This is a genomic window from candidate division WOR-1 bacterium RIFOXYB2_FULL_36_35 (assembly GCA_001771505.1).
Taxonomy (GTDB): Bacteria; Margulisbacteria; WOR-1; order XYC2-FULL-46-14; family XYC2-FULL-37-10; genus XYB2-FULL-36-35.
In genome coordinates this window covers 1-15,529 of record MEUA01000011.1, presented here as the reverse complement: position 1 = coordinate 15,529, position 15,529 = coordinate 1, and the positions used below count along the sequence as shown (strand labels likewise).

Annotated in this window: 18 protein-coding genes, 1 tRNA gene and 1 pseudogene; 9 read left to right on the top strand and 11 right to left on the bottom strand. The window is 35.1% G+C overall.

From position 1 onward, the window contains the following. A pseudogene (locus tag A2290_00365) lies at window positions 1-615 on the top strand (hypothetical protein). Between the two features lie 100 nt (window positions 616-715). On the opposite strand, the gene A2290_00360 reads toward A2290_00365, so the two are convergent. The 6 genes from A2290_00360 to A2290_00335 form a co-directional block, all read right to left on the bottom strand. Then, window positions 716-1,498, bottom strand: coding sequence for a hypothetical protein (locus A2290_00360; GenBank protein OGC16221.1), 783 nt, complete (start codon window positions 1,496-1,498; stop codon window positions 716-718). A gap of 194 nt (window positions 1,499-1,692) precedes the next feature. Further along, window positions 1,693-2,109: a hypothetical protein gene (locus A2290_00355; protein ID OGC16220.1), complete on the bottom strand. Its 417-nt coding sequence runs from the start codon at window positions 2,107-2,109 to the stop codon at window positions 1,693-1,695. Window positions 2,110-2,134: 25 nt separating this feature from the next. After that, a complete protein-coding gene (locus A2290_00350) occupies window positions 2,135-2,815 on the bottom strand; it encodes a hypothetical protein (protein OGC16219.1) in 681 nt (226 codons plus the stop codon). A 90-nt stretch (window positions 2,816-2,905) separates the two neighbouring features. Next, the gene (locus A2290_00345) at window positions 2,906-4,633 is read right to left on the bottom strand and encodes a hypothetical protein (protein ID OGC16218.1); all 1,728 of its coding nucleotides are present in this window, start codon (window positions 4,631-4,633) and stop codon (window positions 2,906-2,908) included. Further along, on the bottom strand, window positions 4,617-5,159 hold the full coding sequence (locus tag A2290_00340) for a hypothetical protein (protein ID OGC16217.1): 543 nt from the start codon (window positions 5,157-5,159) through the stop codon (window positions 4,617-4,619). Before A2290_00340 ends, A2290_00345 begins: the two co-directional genes overlap by 17 nt. Before the next feature lie 111 nt (window positions 5,160-5,270). Beyond that, window positions 5,271-5,342 (bottom strand) — tRNA-Glu (locus A2290_00335). Between the two features lie 204 nt (window positions 5,343-5,546). Here A2290_00335 and A2290_00330 point away from each other — a divergent pair. From A2290_00330 to A2290_00305, 6 genes are all read left to right on the top strand, one after another. Then, the gene (locus A2290_00330; GenBank protein OGC16216.1) at window positions 5,547-6,158 is read left to right on the top strand and encodes an NAD(P)H:quinone oxidoreductase, type IV; all 612 of its coding nucleotides are present in this window, start codon (window positions 5,547-5,549) and stop codon (window positions 6,156-6,158) included. A gap of 455 nt (window positions 6,159-6,613) precedes the next feature. Then, the gene (locus A2290_00325; GenBank protein ID OGC16215.1) at window positions 6,614-8,068 is read left to right on the top strand and encodes a hypothetical protein; all 1,455 of its coding nucleotides are present in this window, start codon (window positions 6,614-6,616) and stop codon (window positions 8,066-8,068) included. Then, entirely contained in the window at window positions 8,065-8,457 is a 393-nt protein-coding gene (locus A2290_00320; GenBank protein ID OGC16214.1) for a hypothetical protein, read from the top strand. The genes A2290_00325 and A2290_00320 overlap by 4 nt, the downstream gene beginning before the upstream one ends. A gap of 275 nt (window positions 8,458-8,732) precedes the next feature. Continuing rightward, a complete protein-coding gene (locus tag A2290_00315) occupies window positions 8,733-9,182 on the top strand; it encodes a hypothetical protein (GenBank protein ID OGC16213.1) in 450 nt (149 codons plus the stop codon). A 39-nt stretch (window positions 9,183-9,221) separates the two neighbouring features. Next, entirely contained in the window at window positions 9,222-9,644 is a 423-nt protein-coding gene (locus tag A2290_00310; protein ID OGC16212.1) for a Neelaredoxin, read from the top strand. An 83-nt stretch (window positions 9,645-9,727) separates the two neighbouring features. Then, window positions 9,728-10,465, top strand: a complete 738-nt coding sequence (locus A2290_00305; protein OGC16211.1) for a hypothetical protein — start codon at window positions 9,728-9,730, stop codon at window positions 10,463-10,465. 11 nt (window positions 10,466-10,476) lie between these two features. Here the strand turns inward: A2290_00305 and A2290_00300 are convergent, their stop codons facing one another. The 5 genes from A2290_00300 to A2290_00280 form a co-directional block, all read right to left on the bottom strand. Next, complete coding sequence (locus tag A2290_00300) at window positions 10,477-11,283, bottom strand: hypothetical protein (protein ID OGC16210.1); 807 nt, start codon at window positions 11,281-11,283, stop codon at window positions 10,477-10,479. Then, complete coding sequence (locus A2290_00295; GenBank protein OGC16209.1) at window positions 11,280-11,939, bottom strand: hypothetical protein; 660 nt, start codon at window positions 11,937-11,939, stop codon at window positions 11,280-11,282. Before A2290_00295 ends, A2290_00300 begins: the two co-directional genes overlap by 4 nt. A gap of 3 nt (window positions 11,940-11,942) precedes the next feature. Next, entirely contained in the window at window positions 11,943-12,827 is an 885-nt protein-coding gene (locus A2290_00290) for a metal ABC transporter substrate-binding protein (protein ID OGC16208.1), read from the bottom strand. A gap of 276 nt (window positions 12,828-13,103) precedes the next feature. Beyond that, the gene (locus A2290_00285) at window positions 13,104-13,304 is read right to left on the bottom strand and encodes a hypothetical protein (GenBank protein OGC16207.1); all 201 of its coding nucleotides are present in this window, start codon (window positions 13,302-13,304) and stop codon (window positions 13,104-13,106) included. Continuing rightward, entirely contained in the window at window positions 13,304-13,531 is a 228-nt protein-coding gene (locus A2290_00280; protein ID OGC16206.1) for a hypothetical protein, read from the bottom strand. The genes A2290_00285 and A2290_00280 overlap by 1 nt, the downstream gene beginning before the upstream one ends. A 162-nt stretch (window positions 13,532-13,693) precedes the next feature. Here A2290_00280 and A2290_00275 point away from each other — a divergent pair, with 162 nt between their 5' ends. Further along, on the top strand, window positions 13,694-14,341 hold the full coding sequence (locus A2290_00275) for a hypothetical protein (GenBank protein ID OGC16205.1): 648 nt from the start codon (window positions 13,694-13,696) through the stop codon (window positions 14,339-14,341). Between the two features lie 214 nt (window positions 14,342-14,555). Then, on the top strand, window positions 14,556-15,529 hold a 974-nt coding region (locus tag A2290_00270; protein OGC16204.1), incomplete at its 3' end, for a tRNA (N6-isopentenyl adenosine(37)-C2)-methylthiotransferase MiaB.

The following is a 15,529-nucleotide window of genomic DNA, read 5'->3' as shown; positions in this document are numbered from 1 at the left end:
GAAAATAAATTGGTAGGAGGGCTTTCTGCTATTGAAGCTGATTTTTCTGTTAAAGAAGGATTGTTGAGAAAGACCCATCGGCAATATAAACTTATCTGGATGGAAGGTGCGGCAATTGCTGATGGGCATAAGAAGGAAGGGCTTCAAAACTATGTTGCATATCTTATAATAAAATCTATATATGAAAAGGCTGCAAGGAAAAAAGTTTTGTTGGCTACCCAATCACAAAATTGGATTGTAATTTGGTCATTATATAAACATCTGGGGCTTATCTTGGATTATTCTAAGCCGTTTATTCAAGAGGCTTTAGATGTTATAGAAGAAAATATTTTAAAATGTAAAGAGCTTAGTATAACTAAAGAGGGTTTTTGCCAAGGTGTTTACATAGATCAGGATGCTTGGGGCATGGGAAGGGCAACAGAAGTAGAGTTGGAGGAAATATTATGGAATATACATGCTTTGTTTAGCCCAATAGCAACGATAAAATTGCTTAGGTTGATGGCTGAATTAGATGATACAGATGCGAGAATATGGCTCGGTCATGTCACTGGCGTTAAAATTAAAGCTATGGAGCTTTTTCTGGATTATAAAGAATTGAAATTACGATATTTTTAGAAAAAAACGCGGGATCTAATCATTTTTAAGATTTCATGTTTCCTTAAAAAAGTTAGATCCCGGCTTTATAAAAAAACGATCGCTTCTAAAAGCTTAGATGCTAAAATGTGATTCCATATCCAAGCTTAATGTCCAAACCCTTTAACGCTGGCTGATCTTCAGCATACTTAAGGCCACTATAACCAACTTCAAAATTAATTATACCCATTTCAATAATGCTATAGTTTATGCCCAGATACGCTTCCAATCCCCACTGATGACTTGTTCCTGTTCTGCCATTATTAACCTTTACCGGAACCAGATAAGCACTTCCTACATAAAACGAAAGAGGCACTTCCCCATTTGATAGATATGGAGAAATATAATAAATAAAGCCAACCTTCGCAGAAGCAGCTTGCACTATGTCACTTCCATTAGGATTCGTGCCTGAAAGATAATTTGCTCCTAACCTTATCTTTATACCCGGCGCAGGTAATCCAGATAAATCATAATCAAGATTAGCCGCATAACCGATAAGCCCAGCGTCAAGTCCGCCATTAAGATAAAGCGCAACGCCCCTCCCTGCTTCTTTTGTATTAGGAACTATTACAACTACAGGTTCGGGAGTAGCCATTCTTATAATAACTGGTTTTGGTTCAGGAGTTGGAGTAACCATAGAAGCCTTTAGCTTATTCCAACGAGCCAAGGTTGCAGCTTTTTCAGCGTGTAAGAGATCAACTCTTTTGTTGTCGTGGGCTTGTTTGGCAGTAGCCAACTTCGCATCCACAACATTCAAGTAATCTCTGACTGCTTCCATTTCTTCTGCCATGGTTCGCCCAAAAGATATATTGGCAAAACCTATTGCAAAAGCAAAAGCAACTAGACAAATAATAAATTTCTTCATTTTTTCACCTCCTTTTTTATATTATTGGTTTACCCTTAATGATTCGAATCAATATCATTATAATTGCTATGACTAATAAAATGTGAATAAAACCACCAATAGTAGTTGCTGTGACTAAGCCCAACAGCCATAAAACAAGCAAAATTATTACAATAGTTTCAAGCATATTACTTCTCCTATTATTAACATTTGTATCAAAAATAATATCCGACCTGAAGTTGCATTCTTCCGTAATTAACCATATCTATACCAAACTCCAGAAACAAAGGTGACACATCTATAAACCGTTCGAAAATAACGGAAATATATGGACCGACATTTGAAGAATTTCCCAGATACCCCACAATACCACCGCTTAAAAACATCGGGAACCTGCTGCTTACTTCATGAAGAAACCATTTTCCTCCGATAAAAGCAAGCACCGATGTATCTGATGTATTGCCTTCAACTCCCAATCTTAAAGTTGCACTAGTTGTAATGTTGCTTTCAAACATTAGCCCCAATGCAGCACCACTCCTTATTCCACCCATAATGGCTGGCTTGTATGCAAGGCACTCCGATCCAAAAAAAATAATAAATAAAACAATTACAAAAACTATGTTTTTTTTCACTTCTCATCCTCCTTTTTGCTATGAGTTATTTCCCAAAACTAATACTGGCCCCAAGCTGAGCGACTGAATTTTTTGCATTAGGAAAAGAATATGTAGTGCCAAAAAATTCCTGTGGCACTCCCACGTTAAGCAATCCATAATTATATTTAAGATAAATAGAGAAAAAATCCGTTGCATATTCTATGCCTGCAATAGCCCCATAGTCAAAAGATTGAAAATTGCTGAGACTTAACTGTTCAGCAAAACTAGATGTTCCAGACTTGTTTTCAACAGATACGCTGGTCAAGTAGGAGATATAAGGACCTATTTGTATATTTAAATTATTAGAAAGATACATAATAAACATAATAGGCAAATCTATATAATTTAATGATAACGAAGCTGTGCCACTTACAGGTGTTGTATATGTGAGTTCTGATCCTTTTGTTGAATATAAAAGTTCTGGCTGCAAAACAATTCGTTCAGAAAGAGGGATTGTAAAAAAAAGCCCCGCATGAAAACCTACTTTGGCATTTTCAGAATCTACCTCGCTGACATAAAGATTTGAATAATTGGCACCTGCAGTTACGCCTATTTTTGGGGTTTTAGTATTATCTAAAACTTGAGGCTGAGCCTGTTCTGAAAATTGAAACTGGTCTGAAAACGCCGGCATAAAAGCTACAAAAATAACAACAAAAGAAACAAGAATTTTAAGTATATTTTTCATATGATTTCCTCCTTTTAATAAAATCATTATTTCATTTTTAGATAGGCATAAACATAGGCATAAGCCACTTATAATTGACTTTTTTTCTTGTTATGTAGGAGTATCTTTGGAGTCATTTTGCAACACGTGCGTCTTGTTTAAAGGAAGTGCTATTGTCATATTTGTCCCTTTCCCTGTTTTGCTTTTTATCTCAACTGTTCCGTTGTGAAGCGTTACAATCTCTTTTACAAGCGACAGCCCAAGTCCCGTCCCTTTTGTCTTTCTTGTAAAAAATGGATCACAAACTTTTTCCAAATCTTCTTTATCAATTCCACATCCATTGTCTTTTACAGAAATTAAAAGTTTATCTCCATCTATTTGCGCATCAAGTTTTATTTCACCTATTTTGTCCGTATCTTGTGGGATTGCTTGGAAGGCGTTGTTTAAAATATTATTTAAAATCCCTCTTATTTGATAAGGATCAATTTCGATTGATATGTCTTTCATCGGAAGACGAGAAACCTTGACCATTATTCCTGTTTCATTAAACCTTGCTTGCGCGGAATCCACGCATTCATTAATCAGCTTGCAAATGTCGGTTTTTTCATATGCAGGTATCTTAAGCCTTGAATAATTAAGCAGATTGCTTATTATATGGTTGCTTTCCAATATTTTTTTCTCTATATTTGTGAAATGTGTTTCAAGTCTTTCGTCTTTTGCCTTTCTCCTTATGTTAAAAATAGCGATGGAAATAACTCCTAAAGGGTTCCTAAGCTCATGCGCCACGCTTGCGGCTAGCTTTCCTATTTCCGACAGCCTTTTAGCATCGTTTAATTCTTTGTTTGCAAGAATAAGATGGTCTGTTTTTATTTTTAATTCCAATTCCAGCTTGTCTTTTGCTTTTTTCAGCTCTTCTTCAAATTTTTTTCGCGTGGTGATCTCAGTTAGCATTCCATCAAATGAAAGTACATTATTTTTTTCGTTTCTTATTATATTTATATTCATCGAAACCCAGACAAGATTTTTGTTTTTATTAAGGAGCTGTTCTTCAAGATCAGAAATGGAATTAACCTTGTGTTTTAATATTTTTTCAAGAAGTGTCTTGTTTAAATTGTTTATATTGTTTACAGAACCCAGAAATTCTTTTGCGGATTCATAGTTTAGCATCCTGCAAAAAGAGGGATTTACGTCTAAAAAAATTCCGTTTGGCGCACATTTAAAAATGCCTTCTATAGCGTTTTCAAATATCTGGTAGTATTTTCTCTCTGCATTTGCAAGTTCTTTTTGCACTTTCCATTTTTGCAGAGCCACAGCCGCCTGGTTAATCAATGCGTTTAGCGCATTTTCATGGTTAAGCGGTGAATCCGTATGCTTTATAATAATGACACTGCCTAATATATCCCCCTTTTTTAAGGCAAAGGGGGTGGAATATATTCTTTTGATATTTACTGCTTTTTCTATGGCAAAACATATAATGCTTGGAATTTTACCAAACGCGAGCTCATGGAGGTTTTTTGATTCTTTAAGACCAAACCTGTCTACCCGATTGATAAAATCGGTTGTGTTTATTTTAAAACCAAAGTTTTTTAAATTTTGTTTTAACAGTTCGCTTGCAATTTTAAGCCTTTTTTCTTCTGCGACTACATGTTTTATATGTATGTTTTTTTTGTAGGGGTCAAATTCTGTTATGATTATACTTGAATCAGGTTCCAGTCTGCAGATTTGTTTTGCGACAAATTCAAAAATATAATTACTATCCATCTGTTTTACGAACTCGCTCGCGCTACTTGATAAAAAAGAGGTTTCGTTAAGCAACTCTTTGTCATCCCAAAATGGCATATTTATTCACCCCTATTCTTAAAATATTTTGTAGACCTAACAGAAAAGCCGTATATCGCGGATGCAAAAAGGACGATGGTTGCGCCTGATGCAGAAAGACCAGAAACAGGGCCATAAACCATGACGGATCAGTTACGCCAAACTGCGAAAGTGTTGATTGTATTTGCTGTTTAATCTTTTTACCTATACCCATAAAGACCGGCGTTTTGGAAATTGAAATCCCAACAAAATCAGCGACCCTAATAGGGTTGTCCCTGTCAAAGTGCAATTTTTTCGGCACATATCCTATCGTAGGTTTTTCATTCAAACTGCCTTTGACTCTGTAATAAATATTCCCGCTGTATGGGATTTCTTTAAAAATTGCCCTTAATAGTGTTGTTTTGCCTGTGTCGTTTGGCCCTACAACAGCAATAAGCTCTTTACAGTTTACATGCAGGTTAAAATTTTCGATAATGGCTATATCATCAAACTTTACAGTAAGATTTTCTGTTTTTGTGCAGCAATGCGAACATGTTTCTTGATTCATTTGTTATTTAAACGCCTCTTTGAAAGTTGCAAGATTTTTTTCCATAAATGACAATGGGATCAAAAAGACTATTAATATCAGAGACCAAATAAAATTTTTCATAAAAATTTATAGCCCTAACGGGGATTGAACCCGTATCTCGACCTTGAGAGGGTCGCGTCCTAGCCATTAGACTATAGGGCCAAGCTTAATAGTTTGTAATTTGTAGTTTGTAAAGACGAAAAAACAAATTACCACTTAATTATACGACATTTTTTGTCTTCTCGAAAGATTTATTTTTTGTGGGAAAAAAGTCAGTAAACTATTGATTTTTTCATTGTTTTTCTTCATAGATTATTATTAAAATAGTATTGTTTTTATAAATATAAATTGGAAGGAGCTAAGAATATGAAAATTTTCATTGTTTTTTATTCAATGTACGGTCATGTTTATCGTTTGGCGGAGGCTGTAGCTTTAGGCTCTCGTGAAGTCAAAGGTGCCGATGTAGAATTAAAGCAAGTGCCTGAAACATTGTCTACTGAAATTTTGACTAAAATGGGGGCTGTGGAGACTAAGAAGGCTTTTGCGAAAGTTCCTGTTTGTAACGTAGAGGAATTGGCAGAGGCTGATGCAATTATTTTTGGTACACCAACCAGGTTTGGCAATATGTGCGGCCAAATGAGACAATTTTTTGACGCGACAGGAGGGCTTTGGGCTAAGGGGACTTTAATTGGCAAAGTAGGGAGTGTTTTTACAAGTAGTGCGACCCAACATGGTGGGCAAGAATCTACTATTTTAACTTTTCATGTTACTTTGCTTCATCATGGAATGGTAATAGTTGGTCTTCCATACTCTTTTAAAAGTCAGATGAGAGTTGATGAAATAACCGGTGGATCTCCATATGGGACATCTACTATTGCAGGTGGCGAGGGAGAACGTATGCCAACTCGCAATGAACTTGAAGCGGCTAGGTTTCAGGGTAAACACGTGGCTGCTATTGCATCAAAACTTGCAAAGTAGGATGATGGCCTCAAATTCTACCAACATCTAATTTCTTTTTTGGATGTATTATGCAAATCCCTATTATTATAGTAATGAGGAGCTTCTTATCTACTTATTTAACCCCGATTATTCACGATAAAACCAGAAACTAACCCCTATTATGATAATCGGGGTTAAATAAGTCTAGATTGTGATGAAATAATCCATTTTTTTGTTTTTCCATACAAGCGATAATAAAAAATCAGAAACTGTTTGGAGGAGGATCAATATGAGAATTACAAATATACAAGTTAATAGTCAAGTTGAGATAATCACAAATTTCCGGAACAAAAAAGAAAGCAGAAAAAAATCTATAGATAAATGTTTTGAGGAATTAATCCAATTGATTATAAAAAATTTAATACTTTTGTTTTAATTCCGATTATCATAATCGGGGTTAAGCTTTCGATTATAGAGTATGATAAAATAATTGTATGATGAGTAAGGGGCGTCGAAATTTGGGGAGTCAACTAAAAAAGGCGCAGGAGATTGCGCATTTAGGCAGCTGGGAACTGGATATTGAAGAGAATAAATTGACCTGGTCTGATGAAGTATATAGAATTTTTGGTCTTAAACCCCAAGAATTTGAAGCTACTTATGAGGCTTTTCTTGAATATGTTCATCCTGATGACCGTGTGGCTGTTGATGATGCCTATGTAAGTTCTCTTCGTGAGGGGAGAGACTCATATCAAATTATTCATAGGGTTATTTGTAAGAATTCAGGGGAGGTTCGTTGGGTGCAAGAAAAATGTGAACACATTAAGAATCTAAAAGGGAAAATAGTTCGTTCCGTTGGAATGGTTTTGGATATTACTGAACGTAAGCAATATGAAGAGGCGCTTAAACGGGCAAGAGATGAATGGGCTATGACTTTTGATACTGTTCCTGATTTAATTGCAATTATAGGTCCGGATTACCGCATTAGCCAAATAAATAAATCTATGGCGGATCGGATTCATATGACAAAAGATCAGGCTATCGGTAAGTATTGTTATGAAGCTGTACATGGTCTCTATAAGGCACCCGCTTTTTGTCCTCATACAAAAACTTGTTGTAGCGTTAAAGAGTGTATGGCAGAGGTTTATGAGCCAAAATTAGGAGGATATTTTCTTATAAGCACAACGCCGATTTATGATGAAAAAAAGGGATTTATGGGTAGTATCCATGTTGCTCGTGATATTACTGATCGTAAGCGTTTTGAGCAAGGTCTTCAGAGGCTTTCAGATATAGGTGCCTTGGCAGCAACAGTGGCTCATGAGCTTAGAAATCCGTTAGGGGTTATTAGGTTGGCAGCTTATAATATTAAGAGGAAAGATAAATCAGGCATAATTGCCGAAAACATTGCCAACATTGATAAGATGATAGTTGATTCCGAACAGATTATCAGCAATCTTTTATTTTATTCCAGAATTAAGGAGCCGCATTTAAAAGAAGTCAATGCTGGTGAAATAATAAAAGAATCAATAGCTCAATCTGTCGCAAAATTTACGGGATGGAAAGTTAAAGTTAGTCATGATTACAAAAAATTAAAAAAGATATTGTTTGTGGCAGATCCTGTTCAAGTCAAGGAGCTATTTGTTAATATTCTAAATAATGCATTTGAATCATTGCCGGAGAAAAAAGGAATAATTAAAGTAGAAGGCTCATACAGCAAGGAGAAAAATAATATGACGATCTCTATTCTGGATAATGGGATTGGAATAGATCCCGATGATTTAAGTGAAATTTCACGGCCTTTTTTTACTCGAAAAACTAACGGGACAGGATTGGGCCTTTCGGTCTGTTATCAGATAGTCTCTTTACATGGTGGAAAAATAGAAGTATCAAGTCAAAAAAATAAGGGATCGGTTTTTGCAGTGCAGCTCCCTTTATTGAGACAAGAAATATGAATAAAAAAATTATTTTAATTGATGACGATGAACTGATGGTTAAAGAATTATCTAATCTTTTGATAGAAGAAGGCTTTGACTTAGATGCTTTTACTGATCCTGAAATAGGACTTGATAGATTGCTTGAAAATAATTATGATCTGCTTTTATTGGATATTAAGATGCCCAAAATAAGCGGTACAGATATTTTAAAAATCGCTAGAAGTAAAGGGCTTAAAACAAAAATAATCACCATTACCGGCAATCCTATCTTTGATAGTTTATTAGATAAAGAATCTTTAAATGGGGCGACAGATAAGAAGGAGGTCTTTTTAGCTGATTTTGTATTAAATAAACCGTTTGATCCGAATCTCCTTTTATCTAAAATTAATGAACTTATAACTTGCTGAACCCCGATTATTTATTCCGATATAATAATTGGGATTTTAGCCTATTAAAAGATTTGTAAATAAAATAGAAACTATCGCCTCTAAATATGAATAATCAAGGCGAGTATAGCCCAGTAGAAAAAAGTCAATTTTATACAGAACTACAATCTTATTATACTGCTGATGGTTTTTTATAATGAAACTGTTGCAAAAGAGTTGCGGGAATATATTGATTTAGGAGGTGCTGCGAACATTAGTTCTTTTTTGAATAAAGCAAAAAAATGGGAGTGAATATAATGGAAAACATAAAAAAAGAGTTGGTTGAAATGATGAATCGCGCTTTGGAGTTGGAACATGCTGCCAGGATCCAATATTTATCACACGCTGAATTGCTTGATGGATTAAATTCAGAAAAGCTGGTGGAAAGGTTGAAAGAGATTGCGGGAGATGAAAAAGAGCATGAGGATAAATTTAGAAAAATGATAGGGAGTTATCTTTATGGAGTTCCCAGCATGAAGATAGCTGAGACTCATGTTGCAAATGGGGCAAAAAATATATTTGAAGTAAATCTTAAAGGGGAAAAGGATGCTGTTGATTTTTATAAACAGATATACAAGAAGATCAATGATGAAAAAGATAAGTTAAAATATGAGTTTACGACACTTGAACATGAGCTTAGGCATATTATTATTGATGAAGAAGAACATATTGCCGAGATACGACAACTTTTAGAATTAAAAGAATAGATACGAATAGATTAATAATTTTATAAGGAGGATAAAATGATGAATGAATTAAAAGAGTTGTATCAAAGCGCCGATTGGAAAAAAGAAAAGCATGTGCCATTAATAGAGATTGAAGGTTTTGTAAAAAAGGGTGAATTTTTTAAAGTAAAAGCTACTGTAGGCAAAGAGATTGCTCATCCTAATAAAACCGAACATCATATTCGTTGGATTGCTTTGTATTTCCAGCCTGAAGGGAGTAAGTTTCCTTATGAAATAGGGAAGGCCTTGTTTTGTGCTCACGGTGAATCTGTAGATGGGCCGGATACCAGTAGTATTTACACTCATCATGAAGTCAGTTTGAGTTTTAAAACCGACAAACCAGGAATTGTTTTTGCTGGAAGTTATTGTAATATTCACGGTTTATGGCAGAATTCTATTAATCTTGAATTAACCCCGATTACTCACACCAGAATCAATAACTAACAAATTGTCAAACATTACTCGAGATATGAATAATCGGGGTTAAGTTGATTTAAAAGAGAGACCGTTTTAGTAAGTGGAGGTGGATGATTTTGGCATATAATATTTTATTAGTTGATGATGATTATACTTTTAAGGAAGAATTCATGGAATGTTTTGATGAATATTCTTTTGTTGATGCAAAAAGTGGCAAGGAGGCTCTTGAGATATTAAGAAAACCCAATCAGATTGATCTTGTAATTATGGATGTGATGATGCCGGGGGAGAAAGGGACACAGGTTTTAAAAGTAATTAAAAAAGAATTTCCTAAACTTCCAATAATAATTCTTACAGGATTTAGCAGTAAAGATATTGCAATTGATGCCCTAAAGGGAAGAGCTGATGAGTATATAGAAAAACCTGTCAATGTTCCTCAAACAAAGAGCCTGATTAGAAATTTTTTAGTTTACAAGAAAGGAACTTTTGATATTTCCGCAGTTGATGTTAAATCAAAAATTGAAAAGGTAAAAGAATATGTCTTAAAGAATATAGATAAAAAAGTTACTCTTGAGGATGCCGCTAAAATTGTTTTTTTTAGTCCCAAATATTTGAGCCGTATCTTTTATGAAATTGTAGGTCGGGGATTTAATGATTTTAAACTCGATCTAAAAATAAAAGAAGCAAAGGAATTACTTTGCAATACGGGGTATTCAGTTGAACAAATTTCAGATAAATTAGGTTATCTAAATAGTGAATCTTTTATAAGGATATTCAAGAAAAATGTTAAACAAACTCCCGCACTATTTCGAAAAAAAATAAAAAAGAAAGTTAAGATAAAAGCCTAACAATTTACCGCCTATTTAAATATTTTTTTTGACATAACAGAAAGGGCGTATATTGCTGAGGCAAAAAGGACAATCGTTGCGCCTGATGCTATTCCAATATAAAAAGAAGATATTATCCCAAGTATCGAACTTATTACGCTTATTCCTATACTGTAAAAAGTATAGCTTTTTATATCCTTTGCTAGAACTCTTGCCGCCGCCGCGGGAAGGATGATTAGTGAATTAATTATCAATATTCCCACCATTTTTATTGAAAATGCCACAACAAGCCCTAGTAATATCGTAAAACTTGTTTCGGCCCAAAAAACATTAACCTTTCGTGTCATAGCTAAAGATCTGTTTATACTTATCAGATAGAGCGAATTTGAGGCAATGAAAAAATATGCTATGGTTAAAAAAAGAAGGCCTGCGAGGATATATATTTCTTCCAGACTTACTGTCAAAACATCTCCAATCAGATATGAAGTATATCTGGCAAATCCTCCGTTCCTGCTTAAAATTACTATGCCGAGAGCCACAACAAAGGCAAAGAAGACGCCCAACACTGTATCTGCAGATGCTTTTGTCTTTGTCTTGAAATAATTAATGCCTATTGCGAGAAAGACCAGAAACAGGGCCATGAACCATGCCGGATCAGTTATGCCGAACAAAACGCCTATCGCAATCCCCGTTAGTGTGCTGTGCCCGATTACATCTGTATAAAAAGCCATTTTGTTGCTTATTACCATTGTGCCAAGGATGGCAAATATTGGTGCGGCAATAATCGCAGCGGCCAATGCGTTTATCATAAATGAATAGTTCATCCATTCAAACATCATGATCTATGCCCCATAGTAATTATCTTATCCGCGTATGCCGATATTCCTTCCAAATCGTGGGTTACCATGATAATTGATATGTCATGTTGTTTTCTTAAATCGCTTATAATTTTGTAAAATAAAGAGAGTCCGTAAGTGTCGACTCCCGCGTCTGGTTCATCAAGTAAAAGAAGGTTTGGAATCGGCCTCATTGCGATTGACAAGAGAATCTTTTGCATTTCTCCTCCTGATATTTCGCCGATCTTTTTATCCATAAGATGAGTTACTCCAAATTGCAAAAGAGTTGATTGTATTTGCTGTTTCAGCCTTGGTCCTATGCCCGCAAAGATAGGTGTTTTGGAGATTGAAATCCCCACAAAATCAGAAACGCTGATGGGACTGTCTAGGTCAAAGTGCAACTTTTGCGGCACATATCCTATCATAGGTTTTTCATCCAAACTCCCTTTGACCCTGTAATGCACGCTTCCGGTATATGGAATTTCTTCAAGGATTGCCCTTAATAATGTTGTTTTGCCTGTGCCATTTGGCCCTACAACAGCAATAAGTTCTTTGCAGTTTATATGCAGATTGAAGTTCTCGACAATGACTGTATCATCAAACTTTACGGTAAGATTTTCTATTTTTGTGCAGCAATGTAAACATGTTTCCTGGTTCATTTGTTATTTAAACGCCTCTTTGAAAGTCGCAAGATTTTTTTCCATAATATTTATATAAGTATTGTTATCATCAGAACCTGTGACCGCGGGATCAAGAATATATACTTTTAATCCTGTCTCTCTGGCAATTATATTTGCCGATTTTGCGGGATACTGCGGTTCGCTAAATAAAGCTTTTATCTTGTGTTTTTTTATAAGTTTAATTGTGTCAGCCAGTTCTTTGGCGGAAGGTTCGTTTCCTGGCTCCCTTTCCACGACGGCAGCAATTTTTAGCCCAAACTCACGGGCAAAATAGGGAAATGCTTCATGAAATGTAATAATAGAAGCTCCTTTGTAGGGCGCAAGTTCTTTGTGCATTTTTCTTTTGAGAGTTTCAAGCTTTGCAATATATTTTGCGGCATTTTTTTGATATCCTTTTTTATTTTTTGGATCATATTTCCCAAGCGCTTTTTCAAGGGTTTTCACCTGGGAGATAGCATCCGAAACACTGACCCATACATGAGGATTCTCCCCTTCATTTCCTTTTATAAGCGGGATCCCTTCGGATAGTTTTACTATTTTTATTTTTGGATATTGAGCTGTTACCTTGTTAAGAAAAGACTCCATTCCCGCGCCGTTGATAACCAATATTTGCGCCTCTGTCAATTTTTTCATATCATCAGTGGTTATTGAATAATCGTGCAAACAGCCTGTTGTAGGTGGGGTAAGATTTTGGACTGTTATGCTTGGTATGTTATTTGTAACATTTTTTGCCATTATATACATTGGATAAAAAGAGGTTACTACCTTGATATTTTTTGTTTTATCATCGGAGGAAAAAGACTTTGCCTCAAATGACAAGGAGAACAACAATACGATTAATATCAGATACCAAATGAGCTTTTTCATTTTTTTCTACTATGGTCTGTTGCATAATGGTCATTCTCGTGTGGATCCCCGCTTTCGCGGGGATGACAAATTGCAAAAACTACTATTATGCAACAAGCCCGCTATCTATCTATATCTTCAACTCTTAAAGCGATTTTGTCAAGCGGGTGGAATGGGATAAAAAGGCATTAGTGCGGCACACTTTGTTCATTAATTAAATTATAGCAAACCTTGGGAATGAAAGGCTGATTTTGTATTGCAATATCTTGCGAAAGATGAGGATAAGCTCGTGGTTGTTTATTTGAAGGAGATGATGGTATCAAAATCATAGCCTTTTAAGACGGTATCATCGGGCATTGATTCTTCAAAGGTTGCAATTAGTGATGTGGGGATAAAAGCAACTTCAGCGCTTGATGATATATAACTATGTGATTCAATTGTTGGTACTATCAAATAGCTGATTTTTCCTCTATAAGCTAGAAAACCACTATATTCCATCACAAACCAAAAGCTCGGTAATCGTCTTCTAGGTGATCTGAGCCCGTTGTATCGCCAATTCCCTCCAACTTATAAATGTTAACTGCAATATCTTTCATGGAGTTAGGAATAGCCACCACTTCTCCGGTAATTGTTCCTCTAATATATAAATCATCATCGCCAGCTCCACAACCAAAGGAGAAGATTAAAGGGATAAATAATATAGTTAAAATTAACCAGTTTTTCACTATATTTGTATTATAATACAGTTTAGCATTTTTTGCCTTTTCCTGTTTTCTGTTAAGTGCGCCCTGATTGGTATATAATTAAATTAGGGTTGTAAAGTGTGTTCTTTCATTTATGAAAAAATAGATAGATAAAAAACACCGTAAAGTAAGGAGTAAAGATAAATGTGGTTTTTATACTTAGATGAAAGTGGCGATTTGGGGTTTGATTTTATAAATAGAAAACCTTCAAAGTTTTTTACTATTACGATTTTAGCCATTAAAGGTATTGATAACAATAGAGAACTTATAAACTGCGTAAAAAAGGTTTTAAAACGGAAATTAAATAACAAAAAGAATAAAAAACGCTTTATTCAAGAATTAAAAGGGGTAGCGACAAATTTTGGAATAAAAAAATATTTTTATGAATTAATGAAAGGCTTGCCTTTTGCGATTTTTTCTCTTACATTAAACAAAAAGAGAGTTTATAGTAAACTAATTGAAGAAAAAGAAAGAATTTATAATTATATTGCCAGGAAAGTTTTAGATGAAATTAAATTTGAGAATGCAACCAATCAAGTTGATTTGATTGTGGATAAATCAAAAGGAACTGAACAAATTAAAGACTTTAATACTTATATAGTTGGACACCTTCAAGCCAGGCTTAACCCAAAAGTTCCTTTGAATATCTTACATGTTAACTCCTGGGATTCTAAAGGCATACAAGCTGTAGATTTATTCAGTTGGGGCATTTTTAGAAGCTACGAAAAACAAGATTTTGGTTGGCTGACTGTTTTTAAAGATAAAGTTAAATTTAATGAACAGTTTTTATAATAAAAAAGAGCGAGCCCTAAAAGTTCTTTATGCTGAGGCTCATAACCACCAGATGGAAGAAAGCACCTCAGACAACCTTTAGTGGACTTACCGCTCATTTAAATGATGACATTTATAACATTGATTGTCAATATGGTAACACCATTAATAATAATCGTAATAAAAAAGGTAAAAATTGCATATGAAATATTACATCAAAACCTATGGCTGCCAGATGAATGTCAACGATTCGGAAATCCTGTCAGGCATCCTTGAAACAAAAGGATATCAAGAAACAACTGATTATAGATCTGCTGATTTGGTGCTTGTCAACACATGCGCTATTCGCCAAAAGGCGGAAGATAAAGCGTACGGTTTCTTAGGAGACCTAAAAGGCTTAAAAAAAGAAAAGCCCGATTTAATAATAGGTATCTGCGGGTGTATCCCTCAACATGAAAAAGAAAAAATTTTAAAAAAACTGCCATTTGTTGACCTAGTAATGGGCCCTTCCGGCATCGAAGAATTTGGAAATCTTCTGTCAGAGGTAGAAACAAAAAAAGAGACTATAACCTTCTTTGGTGATGATTGCATCCCAAGAGGGATACACCCCTCGAAACGAGCCAAAATTCCGAGAGCTTATATTAATATAATGTATGGTTGCAATAACTATTGTTCTTATTGTATTGTCCCTTATGTCAGAGGGAGAGAAATTTGCCGTCCGGTAAAAGATGTTATAGATGAGATAAAAACGCTGGATAAATCTATATACAAAGAAGTCTTTTTGTTGGGACAAAATGTTAATTCATGGCAGGGGGATAGAGGCGAAAAATTTTCCGACCTTTTGAAAATAGTCCACGAGTTACAACAGATTAAATGGTTGAGCTTTATGACCTCCCATCCAAAAGATTTTACCGACGATATAATCGACGCTGTCGCGAATTCGCCTAAAATAAATCATTATATCCATCTTCCGATCCAATCCGGCAGCTCCAAAATTTTAGCCGCAATGAACCGCAAATATGACAGAGACTATTATTTGAGAGTAGTTGATAAAATTTATTCAAAGATTCCGGATGTTGCGTTAACTTCCGATATTATTGTCGGCTTTCCCGGAGAGACAGATCAGGATTTTCAAGACTCTTTGGATATTATAAAAAAAGCTGAATTTGATTCTGTAAATACCCTTGTATATTCAATTCGTCCTGACAC

Excerpts from the sequence above, each read along its gene's own strand:
- A2290_00360 (OGC16221.1), bottom strand. The coding sequence starts at position 1,498 with ATGAAGAAATTTATTATTTGTCTAGTTGCTTTTGCTTTTGCAATAGGT.
- A2290_00350 (OGC16219.1), bottom strand. The coding sequence starts at position 2,815 with ATGAAAAATATACTTAAAATTCTTGTTTCTTTTGTTGTTATTTTTGTA.
- A2290_00345 (OGC16218.1), bottom strand. The coding sequence starts at position 4,633 with ATGCCATTTTGGGATGACAAAGAGTTGCTTAACGAAACCTCTTTTTTA.
- A2290_00340 (OGC16217.1), bottom strand. The coding sequence starts at position 5,159 with ATGAATCAAGAAACATGTTCGCATTGCTGCACAAAAACAGAAAATCTT.
- A2290_00330 (OGC16216.1), top strand. The coding sequence starts at position 5,547 with ATGAAAATTTTCATTGTTTTTTATTCAATGTACGGTCATGTTTATCGT.
- A2290_00325 (OGC16215.1), top strand. The coding sequence starts at position 6,614 with ATGATGAGTAAGGGGCGTCGAAATTTGGGGAGTCAACTAAAAAAGGCG.
- A2290_00320 (OGC16214.1), top strand. The coding sequence starts at position 8,065 with ATGAATAAAAAAATTATTTTAATTGATGACGATGAACTGATGGTTAAA.
- A2290_00315 (OGC16213.1), top strand. The coding sequence starts at position 8,733 with ATGGAAAACATAAAAAAAGAGTTGGTTGAAATGATGAATCGCGCTTTG.
- A2290_00310 (OGC16212.1), top strand. The coding sequence starts at position 9,222 with ATGAATGAATTAAAAGAGTTGTATCAAAGCGCCGATTGGAAAAAAGAA.
- A2290_00305 (OGC16211.1), top strand. The coding sequence starts at position 9,728 with ATGATTTTGGCATATAATATTTTATTAGTTGATGATGATTATACTTTT.
- A2290_00300 (OGC16210.1), bottom strand. The coding sequence starts at position 11,283 with ATGATGTTTGAATGGATGAACTATTCATTTATGATAAACGCATTGGCC.
- A2290_00295 (OGC16209.1), bottom strand. The coding sequence starts at position 11,939 with ATGAACCAGGAAACATGTTTACATTGCTGCACAAAAATAGAAAATCTT.
- A2290_00290 (OGC16208.1), bottom strand. The coding sequence starts at position 12,827 with ATGAAAAAGCTCATTTGGTATCTGATATTAATCGTATTGTTGTTCTCC.
- A2290_00285 (OGC16207.1), bottom strand. The coding sequence starts at position 13,304 with ATGGAATATAGTGGTTTTCTAGCTTATAGAGGAAAAATCAGCTATTTG.
- A2290_00275 (OGC16205.1), top strand. The coding sequence starts at position 13,694 with ATGTGGTTTTTATACTTAGATGAAAGTGGCGATTTGGGGTTTGATTTT.